Origin of the sequence: Pseudomonas sp. NFPP24 (assembly GCF_900112095.1) — a bacterium.
Taxonomy (GTDB): Bacteria; Pseudomonadota; Gammaproteobacteria; order Pseudomonadales; family Pseudomonadaceae; genus Aquipseudomonas; species Aquipseudomonas extremorientalis.
Map to the genome: position 1 here is coordinate 491,241 of NZ_FOKD01000003.1, position 14,207 is coordinate 505,447.

Below are 14,207 nucleotides of genomic sequence, written 5' to 3' on the forward strand. Positions count from 1 at the left end.
GGTACGTTATGCGCGATTACGACTCAGCAGTGAACTCCTTCGATTTTTTACGCCTGGCCGCGCAGGATTTGCAGGGCGAGCTGAATGCCTTGAATGCCTGCGTCGAATGCTGCGACCGCCACGCCGACGCAAATGCCGTGGCGTTGTATTGCGAAACGCGGGATGGCCGTGCCACGCATTACCGCTTCAGCGAACTGCAGGCCCACGCTGCGCGCTTCGGCAATTTTCTGCGGGAACAGGGAGTCAAGCCCGGAGAGCGTGTCGCGGGTCTGATGCCACGCACGGTTGAACTGTTGATCGCCATCTTGGGCACCTGGCGTATCGGCGCGGTCTACCAGCCGCTTTTTACCGCATTCGGTCCCAAGGCGATCGAGCAGCGATTGGGCTGCTCCAAGGCACGCTGGATCGTGACCGACGCGCACAACCGTTCCAAGCTGGATGACATCCCGGACTGCCCAGGCATCCTGGTGACCGACGATCATGCACGGGCCCCGGGCGATTACGATTTCTGGAGTGCACTGGGTCATCAACACACCGAATGCGCACCCGAGTTGCTGGATGCCAGTGCGCCTTTTCTGCTGATGTGCACCTCGGGCACCACCGGGCCGGCCAAACCGCTGGAAGTGCCTTTAAGCGCCCTCCTGGCCTTCAAGGGCTATATGCGTGATGCAATCGACCTGCGTGAGGACGAGCCATTCTGGAACCTCGCCGACCCTGGCTGGGCGTATGGCCTGTACTACGCGGTGACCGGTCCATTGGCATGTGGCCATGCCACATTGTTTTATGACGGGCCGTTTTCGGTGGAGAGTACCTGCCGGATCATCGCCAAATACGGCATCCGCAACCTGGCCGGCTCGCCGACAGCCTATCGCCTGCTGATCGCGGCAGGAGCCGAGTTCGCCGACGCCGTGCGCGGCCATCTGCGTATCGTCAGCAGCGCCGGCGAGCCGCTCAACCCGCAAGTCATCCGTTGGTTTGCCGAACAGCTCGGCGTGGTCATCCACGACCATTACGGCCAGACCGAAATCGGCATGGTGCTGTGCAATCATCATGGGCTACGCCACCCGGTACGTGAGGGCTCGGCCGGCTATGCGGTGCCGGGATACCGGATTGTCGTGCTGGATGACGCCCACCAAGAATTGCCGACTGGCCAGCCTGGCGTGCTGGCGGTGGACCGCGAGCGTTCGCCGCAGTGCTGGTTCAACGGCTACTTCGCGATGCCGACCAACGCCTTCGTCAGCCGCTATTACTTGAGCGGCGATATCGTGGAGTTGAATGACGACGGCAGCATCAGCTTCGTCGGCCGTAACGACGATGTGATCACCACCTCGGGCTATCGCGTCGGGCCTTTCGATGTCGAGAGCGCGTTGATCGAACACCCGGCGGTGGTCGAGGCCGCGGTGATCGGCAAACCCGACCCGCAGCGCACCGAACTGATCAAGGCGTTTATCGTATTGCATGGCCAGTATTCGCCCAGCGCCGAATTGGCGGAAGTCCTGCGCCTGCACGTGCGAGAGCGCCTGGCTGCACATGCTTACCCGCGGGAAATCGAATTCGTCGAACAAGTACCCAAGACACCGAGTGGAAAGTTGCAGCGGTTTATTTTGCGCAACCAGGAAATAGCCAAACAGCACGCACTCGACACATGACTCAGGGGCGGATGGTTCCTGTGCTGAGCCGACCGGCGTTTCAGCGCAGGGCCGTGTCCAGGCCCCATCCTTGATGACAGCTGTGGCGCGCCCTTTCGCTCCCTAAGCCAACTGGGTCGCAAACCTGCCCACGGCGTCGACTACTTGCTTGGCACCGTCCTGGATTTCAACAATCACCTGGCCTGCCTGAGTGGCAAGTTCCAGGCCTTGCTCGGCTTGGGACTTGCTGTTGGCCATCTCAGCGACGGTCTCATCGACCAACTTCTGATTCTGCAAGACAACCGACGCGATTTCTTCAGTCGCCGTGCTGGTTCTGCCCGCCAATTGTCGAACCTCATCAGCCACAACGGCAAATCCTCGACCTTGTTCACCTGCGCGAGCCGCTTCAATCGCAGCATTCAAAGCAAGAAGATTGGTTTGCTGCGCGATGCTGCTGATCGTCTGAATAATCGAGCTGATCAACAATGACTGTTTGCCCAGCGCTTCTACTCCCCCGGAGGCCGCCTGCATATCAACGGCGATCTTACGCATGGTATGCATCGTATCGTTGACGACGACTGCGCCTCGTTGAGCGCTGACATCCGTTTGCTGAGAAATTTCAAATGCCGTCTGGGCGGCCCCGCTTACTTCTTGCTCACGGGCCACTTGATCGGTCACTACCGTGGCGAACTTCACCACTTTGCAAAGATTGCCTTCGGTGTCGTAAACCGGGTTGTAGGTCGCTTCCAGCCACACCGTTTGGCCGCGACTGTCTATACGTTCGAACCGGCCGGCAACAAATTCACCTCTGTTCAGCTTTGCCCAGAAGTCCTTGTACGCCTGGGACGAAGTCAGCTCCGGTTTACAGAAAACCCGGTGATGGCTCCCTTTTGCCTGTCCCAGGTTGTAGCCCATGGCTTGTAGAAACTGATCATTCGCCATCAGTACATGCCCGGAGAGATCAAACTCGATCACCGCAGTGGAACGTAATAACGCCTCAATGAACGACGCATTTTCCGAGGCTTTTTCCACTCGGGAGGTAATGTTCGTCGCGTAGCACGTGACATGACTCAACTGGCCGCTCGCGTCCATGATTGGCTGCCAATGTGCATGAATCCACACCAACGAACCATTGGCATGAAGGTATCTGTAATCGTCGCTGATTGACTTACCCGCGGCCACCGCCGCTCGAAAGTTATGAAAGCACGGCAGTTTGGAGACATACGAGGGAACAATCTCGGCCATGGCGCGACCGACAAGCTGATCCGGAGCGTAGCCCAGCGTATTTCCAAAGTTTTCGTTGCAGGCCGTGATGTTAAACGACGAGTCGATACTCAACGTCAGCATTTCACGGTTCAGGCCATCACGCAGTTGGCGAAGCTCTAACAGTTCACTGGTCTGAGATTGAAGCTGTTTCTTAAGGCTTGCATTGAACATAGGACATCGCCTCTTGGGTCATACCTATCGTATCGGCGTCTCATGGCGCAAATTGAGGGCATGACCAAGAACTATCAGCGGGACCCATGGGGAAATCATCTGGTCCGAGGCAGTTCCGGATCTGAACATCAGCGAAATCAACGAGAAGTTTTGTGCAGGCACAAAAAAGCCGATCTATCTGATCGGCTTAAGAGTCTGATTTTACTCAGGAATAATGGTCGGGACGGAGTGATTCGAACACTCGACCCCTAGCACCCCATGCTAGTGCGCTACCGGACTGCGCTACGCCCCGACTAGGCGTGTTACTGGGTTTGCTTCTTGACGAAGCGAACCGGAATATACCGCAAGCTTTTGAAATGTGGAAGTATTTTAAAAGCCGGAATTACTTTTTCAGAACCACCAGCACATCTTCGAGTTCGGCAATCATCTGGCGGATCATTTGTTTGTATTGGGTGGTGTCGTCTTTGGCTTCATCACCGGACATACGCTGACGCGCGCCGCTGATGGTGAACCCCTGATCGTAGAGCAACGCTCGGATCTGTCGGATCATCAGCACATCCTGGCGCTGATAATACCGACGGTTCCCGGTGCGTTTGACGGGGTTGAGCTGAGGAAACTCCTGCTCCCAATAGCGCAGCACGTGCGGCTTTACCGCACAAAGCTCGCTGACTTCACCAATGGTGAAGTAGCGTTTGCCTGGGATGACGGGTAGCTCGTCGTTATGACTTGGTTCCAGCATAAGCCTCAACTCGGGCCTTCAACTTCTGCCCTGGACGAAAGGTGACCACACGGCGAGCCGTGATCGGGATTTCTTCTCCCGTTTTTGGATTGCGGCCAGGCCGCTGGCGTTTGTCCCGCAGGTCAAAATTGCCGAAACCGGACAATTTGACCTGTTCGTTGTCTTCCAGAGCGTGTCTGATCTCTTCAAAAAACAGCTCGACCAATTCCTTGGCCTCGCGCTTGTTCAGACCCAACTCTTCGTACAGACGTTCCGCCATCTCAGCTTTCGTCAAAGCCCCCATACGTCACTTCCTTAACGTGGCGTTCAACCTTTGTTCGAGCGAGGTGAGGATATTTTGTGTCGTGGCATTCACCTCATCGTCATTAAGAGTGCGCGATGGATGCTGCCAGGTCAAGCCAACTGCAAGGCTTTTTCTATGCGGATCAATACCTTTACCCTGATAGACGTCAAATAGCCTGAGGTCTGTCAGCCATTCCCCTGCATTTTCACGGATTACATCCAGAACGGCAGTGGCAGCCACGTCACGGTCGGCAATCAGCGCCAGGTCACGGCGCACTTCAGGGAAGCGCGACAGCTCGCTGAATTTAGGCATTTTGCCCGAAGCCACTTCAGCCAGGACCAGTTCGAACACAAACACCGGACGATCAAGGCCGAGGGTTTTCGACAGTTCAGGGTGAAGGGCACCGACGAAACCTACCAAACGCCCTTCGCGCTCGATGCGTGCTGTCTGGCCTGGGTGCAACGCCGGATGGCTGCCTGGTACGAAGGTGAAGGCGTCCAGTGCACCGGCAAAGCCCAGCACCGCTTCCACGTCAGCCTTGACGTCGAAGAAGTCCACGGCATCGCGGCCCTGCGCCCAACCTTCCGGCAGGCGGCTACCGCACACCACGCCAGCCAGCATTGGCTCTTGCTTCAGGCCATCGAGCTGGCCAACGAAACGCAGGCCGCTCTCGAACATGCGCACGCGGTCTTGCTGACGGTTCAGGTTATGGGAAAGTGCTTTCACCAGGCCTGGCCACAGGGACGAACGCATGGCCGCCATGTCGTTGGAGATCGGGTTCGCCAACAGCAGCGGCTCGACGCCAGGGTTGAACAGTTCGAACTGCTTGGGATCGATGAAACTGTAGGTCACCGCTTCCTGGTAGCCACGGGCAACCAGCAGGCGACGCAGCTCAGGCAGGTGCGCACGCGCCTCGGCCTTGGGTTGCGGCGCCAGGCGCGCTTGCGGGTAACGAACCGGCAGGCGGTTGTAGCCGTAGAGGCGGGCCAGCTCTTCGATCAGGTCGACTTCCAGGCTGATATCGAAGCGATGGCTTGGTACTTCAACGCTCCACTGCCCTTCCCCACCGGCGGAAATGCCCAGGCCGAGGGCGGACAACAGTTGCTCGATTTCAGCCGGTTCGATCACCAGGCCAAGCATCTGCTCAACACTTTTGGCACGCAGGGTGATCGGCGCAACCGATGGCAGGAACTGCTTGTTGACGGTTTCGGTGATCGGGCCGGCTTCGCCGCCAGTGATTTCCAGCAGCAGGCCAGTGGCGCGCTCCATGGCTTCACGGGCGAGGTTCCAGTCCACGCCGCGCTCATAGCGGTGCGACGCGTCGGTGTGCAGGCCATAGGAACGGGCCTTGCCGGCGATAGCGATCTGGTCGAAGAATGCGCTTTCGAGGAATACGTCGCGAGTGGTAGCGGATACGCCGCTGTGCTCGCCACCCATCACGCCGGCAATCGCCAGGGCGCGGGAGTGGTCGGCGATAACCAGGGTGTCTGCGCGAAGGTTGACTTCCTGACCATCGAGCAGCACCAGCTTCTCGCCGTCTTCCGCCATGCGCACACGGATGCCGCCGTTGATTTCGGCAAGGTCGAACGCGTGCAGCGGTTGACCCAGCTCCAGCATCACGTAGTTGGTGATGTCGACGGCAGCGTCGATGCTGCGCACGTCAGCGCGGCGCAGGCGTTCAACCATCCACAGCGGGGTGGGCCTGGACAGGTCGACGTTGCGGATCACCCGGCCCAGGTAACGTGGGCAGGCGTTGGGGGCCAGCACGTCGATCGGACGTACTTCGTCGTGCACAGCGAGTACAGCTGCAACGACCGGACGAGTGACCGGGGCGTTGTACAAAGCGCCCACTTCACGCGCCAGGCCAGCCAGGGACAGGCAGTCGCCACGGTTCGGGGTCAGGTCGACCTCGATGCTGGCGTCTTCCAGTTCCAGGTAAACGCGGATGTCCTGGCCCACGGGCGCGTCGGCCGGCAGTTCCATCAGGCCATCATTGCCCTCGCCGACCTGCAGCTCCGCCTGGGAACACAGCATGCCGTTGGATTCAACGCCACGCAGCTTGGCCTTCTTGATCTTGAAGTCGCCCGGCAACTCGGCACCGATCATGGCGAACGGGATCTTCAGGCCCGGGCGCACATTGGGCGCTCCGCACACGACCTGGAAGGTTTCCGCACCATTGCTCACCTGGCATACGCGCAACTTGTCAGCGTCGGGATGCTGCTCGGTGCTCAGCACCTCGCCTACCACCACGCCACTGAAAACACCGGCGGCCGGCGTAACGCTATCGACCTCAAGACCGGCCATCGACAGACGCGCAACCAGCTCGTCGCGACTAACCTGCGGGCTTACCCAGCCACGCAGCCATTGTTCACTGAATTTCATCCTGCTCTCCTAAAGATTCGTTACGACTAGCGAAATTGCGCGAGGAACCGCAAGTCGTTGTCGAAGAACAGACGCAAGTCGTTCACGCCGTAACGCAGCATGGCCAGACGCTCTACACCCATGCCGAAGGCAAAGCCCGAGAATTCTTCCGGATCGATACCGGACATGCGCAGCACGTTGGGGTGAACCATGCCGCAGCCCATCACTTCCAGCCAGCCGGTCTGTTTGCAGACGCGGCAGCCTTTACCACTGCACATCACGCATTCCATATCGACTTCAGCGGACGGCTCGGTGAACGGGAAGAACGATGGACGGAAACGTACCGCCAGCTCCTTCTCGAAGAACACCCGCAGGAATTCTTCGATGGTGCCCTTGAGGTCGGCGAAGTTGATATCGCGATCAACCAGCAGGCCTTCGACCTGGTGAAACATCGGCGAGTGGGTGATATCGGAGTCGCTGCGGTATACACGGCCTGGGCAGACGATGCGGATCGGCGGCTTGTTCGCTTCCATGGTGCGGACCTGTACCGGCGAGGTATGGGTGCGCAACAACATGTTCGCGTTGAAATAGAAGGTGTCGTGCATCGACCGGGCCGGGTGGTGGCCTGGGATGTTGAGCGCCTCGAAGTTGTGATAATCGTCTTCGACCTCAGGGCCTTCGGCGATGCCGTAGCCGATATGGGTGAAGAACTGTTCGATACGTTCCAGAGTCCGGGTGATCGGATGCAGACCGCCCGAGGCCTGACCACGGCCAGGCAGGGTTACGTCAATGGACTCGGCGGCGAGCTTGGCCGCAAGATCGGCCTCCTCGAGCGACGCCTTGCGCGCATTGAGCACCTCTGTGACACGCTCCTTGGCGACGTTGATCAGCGCACCGACTTGCGGGCGCTCTTCAGCCGGCAAATTCCCCAGGGTCTTCATCACCTGAGTCAATTCACCTTTTTTGCCAAGGTAGTGAACCCGGATTTGCTCCAGGGCATTTACATCTTCAGCGCTTTGCACAGCCTCAAGGGCTTGAGCGACGAGCGCGTCCAGGTTTTCCATGTACAGACTCCAGATACAAAATAGGGGAAGAGCTTGAAGGCTCTTCCCCTATTTATGACGTTTAACACCTTGGGCTACAGCGTAACCCAGGGTGACTGTCGGGGGTACTTAAGCCAAGGTGGCTTTAGCTTTCTCGACAATCGCAGCAAACGCCGCTTTTTCGTTCACTGCCAGATCAGCCAGAACCTTACGGTCGATCTCGATGGACGCTTTTTTCAGGCCAGCGATGAAACGGCTGTAGGACAGACCGTTAACACGTGCACCAGCGTTGATACGAGCGATCCACAGAGCGCGGAACTGACGTTTTTTCTGACGACGGTCACGGTAGGCGTATTGGCCTGCCTTGATTACCGCTTGCTTGGCAACACGGAATACGCGTGAACGCGCGCCGTAGTAGCCTTTAGCAAGTTTCAGAATTTTTTTGTGACGCTTACGGGCAATGACGCCACGCTTTACACGAGCCATGAGTTACTTCCTCTATTCTTGATCCAAAAATTAACGAAGGCGCAGCATGCGCTCGACTTTTGCCACGTCAGACGGATGCAGCAAGCTGCTACCGCGCAGTTGACGCTTACGCTTGGTCGACATTTTGGTCAGGATGTGGCTCTTGAAAGCGTGCTTGTGCTTGATACCGTTAGCAGTTTTCAGAAACCGCTTAGCAGCACCACTTTTAGTCTTCATCTTTGGCATGTTCGGATACTCCGCATTCAGTTGATAAACATAATCAGAAGGCCTGCCGTGCCCTGTTGATTACTTCTTCTTTTTCGGGGCGATGACCATGATCAGCTGGCGTCCTTCCATCTTAGGATGCTGTTCGACCGAACCGTACTCGAGCAGGTCAGCTTCAACCCGCTTGAGGAGTTCCATCCCCAGCTCCTGGTGGGCCATCTCACGGCCGCGGAATCGCAAGGATACCTTGGCCCTGTCCCCATCACTCAGGAAACGTACCAGGTTGCGCAGTTTTACCTGGTAATCCCCTTCCTCCGTCCCTGGACGAAACTTGATTTCTTTTACTTGAATCTGCTTCTGGTTCTTCTTCGCCGCAGCAATCTGCTTCTTCTTTTCGAAGATCGACTTGCCGTAGTCCATCACCCGGCAAACAGGCGGGACTGCGTCGGCGGAGATTTCCACCAGGTCCAATTTGGACTCTTCAGCGATACGAAGCGCTTCATCAATCGAGACGATGCCAATCTGCTCGCCGTCAGCGCCAATTAACCGAACCTCGCGTGCCGAGATATTCTCGTTGATCGGGGCTTTCGGTGCAGCTCGTTTATCTTGTCTCATTTCACGCTTAATAATAATTACTCCGAATCTGGGCGACCACGCCGGGAAACCGCTTGCGCGAGGAACTCAGCGAACTGGGCGACGGGCATCGAGCCCAGGTCAGCACCTTCACGAGTACGCACAGCGACAGTCTGCATCTCGACTTCCCGATCTCCGATAACCAAAAGATAGGGAACCTTGAGCAAAGTATGCTCGCGGATTTTAAAGCCGATCTTTTCATTTCTCAAGTCGGACTTGGCACGAAATCCGCTTTCGTTGAGTGTTTTTTCAACTTCAGCGGCAAAATCTGCCTGTTTATCAGTGATATTCATGATCACTGCCTGGGTCGGAGCCAGCCACGCAGGGAATGCACCCTCGTAGTGCTCGATCAGGATCCCGACGAACCGTTCGAACGAGCCAAGGATCGCCCGGTGCAGCATAACCGGGTGCTTACGGCTGTTGTCTTCGGAGACGTATTCGGCTCCCAGACGGATCGGCAGGTTAAAATCGAGCTGCAGGGTACCACACTGCCAGACGCGGCCAAGGCAATCTTTCAGCGAGAACTCGATCTTCGGACCGTAGAAAGCGCCCTCGCCCGGTTGCAGGTCGTACGCGAGGCCCGCACTGTCGAGCGCAGCGGCCAGTGCCGCTTCGGCGCGGTCCCACAGTTCGTCGGAGCCGACGCGTTTTTCCGGACGAGTGGACAGCTTCATCTCGACTTCGGTAAAGCCGAAATCACGATAAACGTCCATGGTCAGCTTGATGAACGCGGCTGATTCGGCCTGCATCTGCTCCTCGGTGCAGAAGATGTGGGCGTCGTCCTGGGTAAAACCACGCACGCGCATGATGCCGTGCAGCGCACCCGATGGCTCGTTACGGTGGCAGGCACCGAACTCGGCCAGGCGCATCGGCAACTCGCGGTAGCTCTTCAGGCCCTGGTTGAACACCTGCACGTGGCAAGGGCAGTTCATGGGCTTGATGGCGTAGTCGCGGTTTTCCGACTGGGTGGTGAACATGTTGTCGGCGTAGTTGGCCCAGTGCCCGGACTTTTCCCACAGGCTGCGGTCAACGACCTGAGGTGTCTTGATCTCCAGGTAGCCATTTTCGCGCTGAACTTTGCGCATGTATTGCTCGAGCACCTGGTACAGGGTCCAACCGTTCGGATGCCAGAACACCATGCCCGGCGCTTCTTCCTGGAGGTGGAACAGGTTCAGGCGCTTGCCGATCTTGCGGTGGTCGCGTTTCTCGGCTTCTTCGATGCGCTGGATGTAGGCCGCCAGTTGCTTCTTGTCAGCCCAGGCAGTGCCATAGATCCGCTGCAGTTGCTCGTTCTTCGCGTCCCCACGCCAGTAGGCGCCGGACAGCTTGGTCAGCTTGAAGGACTTGAGAAAGCGTGTGTTCGGCACGTGCGGGCCACGGCACATGTCGACGTATTCTTCGTGGTAGTACAGGCCCATGGCCTGCTCGTCCGGCATGTCTTCCACCAGGCGCAGTTTGTAGTCTTCGCCACGGGCGGTGAACACGTCGATCACTTCGGCGCGCGGCGTGACCTTCTTGATCACGTCGTAGTCTTTTTCGATCAGCGCGTGCATGCGTTGTTCGATGGCAGCCAGGTCGTCCGGAGTGAAAGGACGCTCGTAGGCAATGTCGTAATAGAAGCCTTCTTCAATGACGGGACCGATCACCATCTTCGCGGTGGGGTACAGCTGCTTGACCGCATGGCCAATCAAGTGCGCGCAAGAGTGGCGAATGATCTCCAGCCCCTCTTGATCCTTGGGCGTGATGATTTGCAGGCTGGTATCGGAGGTGATCAGGTCGCTGGCATCGACCAGCTTGCCGTCGACCTTGCCGGCCACAGTGGCCTTGGCCAGGCCTGCACCAATGGATGCGGCGACCTCGGCTACGGAAACCGGATGATCGAATGAACGTTGACTGCCGTCGGGAAGAGTAATAGTTGGCATGGCGCCTCCTCTCCTAGTGGTGACCCCTACCAAAGGTCACGTGGGTTGGGATGAGCCAGTACAAGATCCAACACCAGGCCGTTCAATGATGAACGCCTGCCTTACAGCGGCAGGAGCCTTTCGGCCAACCGATAATCGAACCAGAGTGACTGGAGTGAGCTAAAAAGAACCTGGCAAGGCGGCAATTGGCACGCCTGGAAATAGCCAAGCGCAAGATGCTAGCACAGATGAACGGTCATCGCGGCGCTGCTATCTTGCGTTACGACAAAATCCGCCATTTATAGCTGCAAAAGTGAACTTGAGCTGTACGCAATGCCTCAAACCCACTGAGAATCGCCGTTCGTCCTCGACCCAAAGGAGCATCCTCATGATGCGTTTTACCTCTACCCTCGCTCTCGCCGCTTCCCTGACCCTTCTTTCCCTCGGTGCACAGGCGGCCGCTCCGTCCAACTGGCCAGCCGGTGCCCGTGACAGCTTCGTCAGCGATTGCAGCGCAGCCGCCAGCCAGAACGTAGACGTCAAAACTGCCAAAGCCCACTGCGAATGTGGCGCCGACAAGATCAACGCCGAATTGAGCACCGCGGAAATCAAAGAGCTCATGACCAACCAGAACGCCAGCCCGGAGCTTAAAAACAAAGCAGTCGCGGCTATTTCGTCCTGCAAAGTCGTGAAGAAAAAGTAAGATCCGCCACAGATCAGACGATTTTTTTACCGGTAAAACGGCTGTAAAACTGCCATTTCTCACAAATTACGCAGCTTTTACGGCTTTTTTTACCAGTTGATATTTCGGGCGAAAGCCCCGTGGATCGGGGCTTTCAGCCGGAACAGGGACTAAACGCAACGCTATTGATTAGCAAACAATGCCTTGGGGGGGCTCCCAAGCCGAACATTTCGACTATGATAGCCCGGTGTGCCCAGTTGGCCTGAGCAGCACAGCACTACTGAAAATATATGTTTCTTGGAGATACACCATGTCTAATCGCCAAACCGGCACCGTTAAATGGTTCAACGATGAAAAAGGCTTCGGCTTCATCACTCCTCAAGGTGGCGGTGACGACCTGTTCGTACACTTCAAAGCTATCGAAAGCGACGGTTTCAAAAGCCTGAAAGAAGGCCAAACCGTTTCCTTCGTGGCTGAGAAAGGCCAAAAGGGTATGCAAGCTGCACAGGTTCGCGGCGAGTAATTCTCCGCTGAGCTAAAAAAACCCCGTCCATGTGACGGGGTTTTTTATGGGCACTGCAAAAGCCTTGAGAGACTTAGCCGCAATTGACCCGCGTGATCACCAGGTTGTCATCGGTGTTCAGGTTGAGGCGGTCGGAGCGGTACTCCAGGGTGATCATGTCATTCGGCTTGAGGATCCGCGCGTTCTGCGCACCGGCACGGGTACGCGCCTGCTCCAGCAACTCGGGCGAGGCTTTCTGGCCGATCGTGAATTCGGCGGCCTTCGACTCACAGCGGCTATGACCGGCGTCGGTCACGGTGGCGTCTTTGCCTGGCTCAGAGGCACCCGGGGTGCTGCAACCCGCCAACGCAAGTGCCGCCAACAAAGTACCGAATGATGCGAGCTTCCAAGGCATGAAGCCTCCTATGATAAAAATGGACAGAGATCGTGCGACAGCGATTGTGCGGATTGGTTTCAAGACGTAAACCGCCGCCGGGCAAGTTTGCCTGAGTCGGGACAGGCATTCGCCCGCTCAATCGTGACCGGATATGAATGTGCTCAATAGATGTCGATGTAGTCGAACGCAGGCTTCGGCCAGTTTTCCTTCAGTGCATTGAAGATCTGTGTCACCCAGACTTCATCACTGGCGGCCACATTCCCTACGTATCCGGAACCCTTGGCCCAAGTTTCCAGCCGGAACAGCAGCCCATCGATATCCACGCCACCGACAACCCTCCCTGAAGAGATATAGGCAATTCCGGCCTTGGTCACCCGCAATTGGGCATGTTCATCGTCACTGGCACTGGCGAGGAGCTGGCGCACATTCGCCAGCGTCAGGTTTTCGGGGTTGTTCAAATCGATCTGCACGTGGTGTCCCCGGCAATTAAACAGGCGGACAGTGTCGCACAGCAGCAGCGTCATGCCGAATCGACTCATGCCTAAGTATCAGTGCCAAACGCGATGCAAAATGGTTAACTGGCCCGGTAAGAACCGCGTTCCAGCGCATTGCCCAGTACTTTCAGCCCCGTGAGACCTACATGACCACCGTAACGCTCCAAGCCGATATCAAAGCCAAGTGGCCCCAAGGACAAAGCTCCTACAGCCCCGGCAGCCCAGAGGAATTGGCAATCATCGGCATCGACCTGCTGGTCAAGGAACTGGGTACGCAGGCAGCCCAAGCGTTCATCGGCCAGATATTCGAGAAATACCCGGCCGATCACATGGGGGCACATGACCCCGAGCGCGAATAAGAACCGACTGGACCGGTCAACCCATCACTTCAGACGCGCCAGGCGCTCGGTCAGCAGATCGAAGAAGCCCTGGGCATCACCGTTCTCCACCCAGAACGCGTTCTTCGGTTGTTTCAGGCCGTCGTACCAGTCGACAATGGTCTGGCCGAAGGTTGGGCCTTCACGGCTGTCCACCACCACGTTGACCTCACGTCCGCTGAACAGCGAAGGCTTGAGCAGGTAGGCAATAACGGTTGCATCATGCACCGGGCCGCCGGGAATACCGTAGTGCTCCATGTCGCCCTTGACGTATTCATTGAGAATATCGCCAACCACCTTGCTCGCGTTGTTCTTGAGGTCGGCGATCTTTTTCAGGCGCGCTTCGCTGGTCAGAACCTTGTGGGTCACGTCCAGCGGCAGGTAGGTCAGCTTGACGCCGCTCTTGAGCACAATCTCAGCCGCGACCGGGTCGGCGAACAGGTTGAACTCCGCCACCGGCGTGATATTGCCGCCGTTGAAGTGCGCGCCGCCCATTACCACGACTTCCTTGATGCCCTGAGTGATTTCCGGTGCCTGGGTCAGCGCCAGTGCCAGGTTGGTCTGCGGGCCGAGCATCGCGATGGTGATGCTGTGCGGCTTGGCAGTGCTGAGGGTATTGATCAAGTAATCAACGGCATTGCCGTCCGCCAGGCCCTTTTTCGGCTCATGCACGGTGACGCCGGAAATGCCTTCCTTACCGTGGATATTCTCGGCGTAGATCGGCGTGCGCAGCAGCGGTGCGGGCGCACCGGCGTACACCGGGATATCCTCGCGCCCCGCCCATTCACGGGCCAGGCGTGCATTGCGGGAGGTCTTGTCCAGGCGCACGTTGCCGGCGACGGTGGTGAGCGCGCGAATGTTCAGCTCATCCTCGGAGGCAATGGCAAACAATAATGCCACCACATCATCGGCGCCTGGGTCGGTGTCGATGATCAGGTCGATTTTTTCCGCCGCCTGGGCGCTTGCAGCAGTGAGTGCAGACAAAAGCAGAACACTCCGGAACAGGTTTTTCAGGGTGGGAAGACCATATTGCATAAAAC

General features: G+C 57.5%; 16 protein-coding genes, 1 tRNA gene and 1 pseudogene. 4 read left to right on the forward strand and 14 right to left on the reverse strand.

The window, feature by feature from the left end; all coding sequences use genetic code 11:
* The first annotated feature begins 8 nt into the window (after positions 1-8).
* Positions 9-1,649 carry an AMP-binding protein gene (locus tag BM026_RS09110; protein WP_093528205.1) on the forward strand — a complete coding sequence of 547 codons (1,641 nt, stop codon included), beginning with the start codon at positions 9-11 and terminating at the stop codon, positions 1,647-1,649.
* A gap of 102 nt (positions 1,650-1,751) precedes the next feature.
* Here BM026_RS09110 and BM026_RS29540 read toward each other — a convergent pair whose 3' ends face one another.
* The 11 genes and pseudogenes from BM026_RS29540 to thrS all read right to left on the reverse strand — a co-directional run bounded on the left by BM026_RS29540 (position 1,752) and on the right by thrS (position 10,736).
* Positions 1,752-2,189 (reverse strand): methyl-accepting chemotaxis protein, encoded by a 438-nt coding sequence (locus BM026_RS29540; RefSeq protein WP_371322063.1) that lies wholly within the window; start codon positions 2,187-2,189, stop codon positions 1,752-1,754.
* A 99-nt stretch (positions 2,190-2,288) separates the two neighbouring features.
* Positions 2,289-3,065 (reverse strand): annotated as a pseudogene (locus tag BM026_RS29545) (PAS domain-containing protein); the annotation flags it as partial.
* Positions 3,066-3,280: 215 nt separating this feature from the next.
* Positions 3,281-3,357 (reverse strand) — tRNA-Pro (locus tag BM026_RS09120).
* A 90-nt stretch (positions 3,358-3,447) separates the two neighbouring features.
* Entirely contained in the window at positions 3,448-3,804 is a 357-nt protein-coding gene (locus BM026_RS09125; RefSeq protein ID WP_010209127.1) for a MerR family transcriptional regulator, read from the reverse strand.
* Entirely contained in the window at positions 3,785-4,087 is a 303-nt protein-coding gene (gene ihfA / locus BM026_RS09130; RefSeq protein ID WP_002553164.1) for an integration host factor subunit alpha, read from the reverse strand. Before ihfA ends, BM026_RS09125 begins: the two co-directional genes overlap by 20 nt.
* Before the next feature lie 3 nt (positions 4,088-4,090).
* Entirely contained in the window at positions 4,091-6,469 is a 2,379-nt protein-coding gene (pheT, locus tag BM026_RS09135; protein WP_093528207.1) for a phenylalanine--tRNA ligase subunit beta, read from the reverse strand.
* 26 nt (positions 6,470-6,495) lie between these two features.
* Positions 6,496-7,512: a phenylalanine--tRNA ligase subunit alpha gene (gene pheS / locus BM026_RS09140; RefSeq protein ID WP_003192486.1), complete on the reverse strand. Its 1,017-nt coding sequence runs from the start codon at positions 7,510-7,512 to the stop codon at positions 6,496-6,498.
* A 108-nt stretch (positions 7,513-7,620) separates the two neighbouring features.
* Entirely contained in the window at positions 7,621-7,977 is a 357-nt protein-coding gene (gene rplT / locus BM026_RS09145) for a 50S ribosomal protein L20 (RefSeq protein ID WP_002553161.1), read from the reverse strand.
* Between the two features lie 30 nt (positions 7,978-8,007).
* Positions 8,008-8,202: a 50S ribosomal protein L35 gene (gene rpmI / locus BM026_RS09150; RefSeq protein ID WP_002553160.1), complete on the reverse strand. Its 195-nt coding sequence runs from the start codon at positions 8,200-8,202 to the stop codon at positions 8,008-8,010.
* 60 nt (positions 8,203-8,262) lie between these two features.
* Complete coding sequence (infC, locus tag BM026_RS09155; RefSeq protein ID WP_169850653.1) at positions 8,263-8,814, reverse strand: translation initiation factor IF-3; 552 nt, start codon at positions 8,812-8,814, stop codon at positions 8,263-8,265.
* On the reverse strand, positions 8,814-10,736 hold the full coding sequence (gene thrS, locus BM026_RS09160) for a threonine--tRNA ligase (protein WP_093513072.1): 1,923 nt from the start codon (positions 10,734-10,736) through the stop codon (positions 8,814-8,816). Before thrS ends, infC begins: the two co-directional genes overlap by 1 nt.
* A 367-nt stretch (positions 10,737-11,103) precedes the next feature.
* Here thrS and BM026_RS09165 point away from each other — a divergent pair, with 367 nt between their 5' ends.
* A complete protein-coding gene (locus BM026_RS09165; protein ID WP_016978147.1) occupies positions 11,104-11,418 on the forward strand; it encodes a hypothetical protein in 315 nt (104 codons plus the stop codon).
* A gap of 289 nt (positions 11,419-11,707) precedes the next feature.
* Positions 11,708-11,920 carry a cold-shock protein gene (locus BM026_RS09170; protein ID WP_003234260.1) on the forward strand — a complete coding sequence of 71 codons (213 nt, stop codon included), beginning with the start codon at positions 11,708-11,710 and terminating at the stop codon, positions 11,918-11,920.
* 73 nt (positions 11,921-11,993) lie between these two features.
* Here the strand turns inward: BM026_RS09170 and BM026_RS09175 are convergent, their stop codons facing one another.
* Both BM026_RS09175 and BM026_RS09180 read right to left on the reverse strand, forming a co-directional pair.
* The gene (locus tag BM026_RS09175) at positions 11,994-12,314 is read right to left on the reverse strand and encodes an I78 family peptidase inhibitor (protein WP_092250399.1); all 321 of its coding nucleotides are present in this window, start codon (positions 12,312-12,314) and stop codon (positions 11,994-11,996) included.
* 143 nt (positions 12,315-12,457) lie between these two features.
* Positions 12,458-12,766, reverse strand: a complete 309-nt coding sequence (locus BM026_RS09180) for a hypothetical protein (RefSeq protein ID WP_071492213.1) — start codon at positions 12,764-12,766, stop codon at positions 12,458-12,460.
* 170 nt (positions 12,767-12,936) lie between these two features.
* On the opposite strand from BM026_RS09180, the gene BM026_RS09185 reads away from it, so the two are divergent.
* Positions 12,937-13,149, forward strand: coding sequence for a hypothetical protein (locus BM026_RS09185; RefSeq protein ID WP_010209115.1), 213 nt, complete (start codon positions 12,937-12,939; stop codon positions 13,147-13,149).
* A 24-nt stretch (positions 13,150-13,173) separates the two neighbouring features.
* On the opposite strand, the gene BM026_RS09190 is transcribed toward BM026_RS09185, so the two are convergent.
* Positions 13,174-14,202 (reverse strand): nucleoside hydrolase, encoded by a 1,029-nt coding sequence (locus BM026_RS09190; protein ID WP_093528210.1) that lies wholly within the window; start codon positions 14,200-14,202, stop codon positions 13,174-13,176.
* Positions 14,203-14,207: the final 5 nt, after the last annotated feature.

Excerpts from the sequence above, each read along its gene's own strand:
- BM026_RS09110 (WP_093528205.1), top strand. The coding sequence starts at position 9 with ATGCGCGATTACGACTCAGCAGTGAACTCCTTCGATTTTTTACGCCTG.
- BM026_RS29540 (WP_371322063.1), bottom strand. The coding sequence starts at position 2,189 with ATGCATACCATGCGTAAGATCGCCGTTGATATGCAGGCGGCCTCCGGG.
- BM026_RS09125 (WP_010209127.1), bottom strand. The coding sequence starts at position 3,804 with ATGCTGGAACCAAGTCATAACGACGAGCTACCCGTCATCCCAGGCAAA.
- ihfA (WP_002553164.1), bottom strand. The coding sequence starts at position 4,087 with ATGGGGGCTTTGACGAAAGCTGAGATGGCGGAACGTCTGTACGAAGAG.
- pheT (WP_093528207.1), bottom strand. The coding sequence starts at position 6,469 with ATGAAATTCAGTGAACAATGGCTGCGTGGCTGGGTAAGCCCGCAGGTT.
- pheS (WP_003192486.1), bottom strand. The coding sequence starts at position 7,512 with ATGGAAAACCTGGACGCGCTCGTCGCTCAAGCCCTTGAGGCTGTGCAA.
- rplT (WP_002553161.1), bottom strand. The coding sequence starts at position 7,977 with ATGGCTCGTGTAAAGCGTGGCGTCATTGCCCGTAAGCGTCACAAAAAA.
- rpmI (WP_002553160.1), bottom strand. The coding sequence starts at position 8,202 with ATGCCAAAGATGAAGACTAAAAGTGGTGCTGCTAAGCGGTTTCTGAAA.
- thrS (WP_093513072.1), bottom strand. The coding sequence starts at position 10,736 with ATGCCAACTATTACTCTTCCCGACGGCAGTCAACGTTCATTCGATCAT.
- BM026_RS09165 (WP_016978147.1), top strand. The coding sequence starts at position 11,104 with ATGATGCGTTTTACCTCTACCCTCGCTCTCGCCGCTTCCCTGACCCTT.
- BM026_RS09170 (WP_003234260.1), top strand. The coding sequence starts at position 11,708 with ATGTCTAATCGCCAAACCGGCACCGTTAAATGGTTCAACGATGAAAAA.
- BM026_RS09175 (WP_092250399.1), bottom strand. The coding sequence starts at position 12,314 with ATGCCTTGGAAGCTCGCATCATTCGGTACTTTGTTGGCGGCACTTGCG.
- BM026_RS09185 (WP_010209115.1), top strand. The coding sequence starts at position 12,937 with ATGACCACCGTAACGCTCCAAGCCGATATCAAAGCCAAGTGGCCCCAA.
- BM026_RS09190 (WP_093528210.1), bottom strand. The coding sequence starts at position 14,202 with ATGCAATATGGTCTTCCCACCCTGAAAAACCTGTTCCGGAGTGTTCTG.